Source organism: Streptosporangium sp. NPDC006007, assembly GCF_040614315.1.
Lineage (GTDB): Bacteria > Actinomycetota > Actinomycetes > Streptosporangiales > Streptosporangiaceae > Streptosporangium.
The window spans coordinates 1-1,156 of the sequence record NZ_JBEXUG010000115.1 but is presented as its reverse complement, the minus strand read 5'-3'; the positions used below and the strand labels follow the sequence as shown (position 1 = coordinate 1,156).

The window sequence follows — 1,156 nt, the reverse complement described above, 5'->3', positions numbered from 1 at the left end:
TGTCCTGCGCCGGTAATCCGTCGTTAGATCCTGTGTGAACTCTTCTTCCGGTGAGCCGGTGCGTCGTCGGGGTCCGAAGTTGGAGCCGTTGGTGCTCTCCGATGAGGAGCGCGCGGTACTGGGACGTTGGATCCGGCGGGCGAACTCGGCACAGGCGTTGGCGCTGCGGGCGCGGATCGTACTGGCGTGCGCAGGCTCTGAGGTTCCGCCGATCATCGGGGTGGCCAGGGAGTTGAGGGTGGCGCCCGACACGGTCCGCAAGTGGCGGCGGCGGTTTCTGTCCAATCGTCTGGACGGGTTGATCGACGAGCCCCGGCCGGGGCGGCCGCCCACCATCGCCGTCGAAGAGGTGGAAGCAGTCGTGGTGGCGACGCTGGAGGAGATCCCGAAGAACGCCACACACTGGTCGCGGACATCGATGGCGGCCCGCAGCGGCCTGTCGAAGTCCACCATCGGCCGGATCTGGAGGAAGTTCCAGCTCAAGCCGCACCTGAGCGACACGTTCAAACTGTCGACCGATCCGTTGTTCGTGGAGAAGGTCTGCGACGTGGTCGGCCTGTATTTCAACCCGCCCGAGGGCGCGGTGGTGCTTTCAGTGGATGAGAAGTCACAGATCCAGGCTCTGGACCGGTCGCAACCAGTGTTGCCGATGATGCCCGGCATGCCGGAGCGGCGGACCCACGACTATGTGCGCAACGGCTTCACCACCTTGTTCGCGGCCTTCGACGTGGCTACCGGAGAGGTCATCGGCTCCCTGCACCGCCGACATCGGGCGGCGGAGTTCAAGAAGTTCCTGATCAAGATTGACAAGCAGGTTCCCGCTCATCTCGACGTTCATCTGATCTGCGACAACTACGGCACCCACAAGACGCCGGCGATCCGCGCGTGGCTGGAGCGCCATCCCCGCTTTCACATGCATTTCACCCCGACCGGCTCCTCATGGATCAACCAGGTCGAGCGCTGGTTCGGCTTCCTGGCCGATCAGATGATCCGGCGCGGCGCACATAAGAACGTGCAAGCTCTCGAGGCCGACATACGCGCCTGGATCAAGAACTGGAACGCCGACCCCAAGCCATTCATCTGGACCAAGACGGCCGAAGAGATTCTCGACTCCCTCGCCCGCTTCTGCCAACGAATCTCAGGCGCAGGACACTAG

General features: G+C 63.7%; 1 protein-coding gene. It reads left to right on the top strand.

Annotated features, from left to right (window positions below; all coding sequences use genetic code 11):
* Positions 1-79 precede the first annotated feature (79 nt).
* Positions 80-1,156 carry an IS630 family transposase gene (locus ABZ194_RS30395; RefSeq protein WP_355600450.1) on the top strand — a complete coding sequence of 359 codons (1,077 nt, stop codon included), beginning with the start codon at positions 80-82 and terminating at the stop codon, positions 1,154-1,156.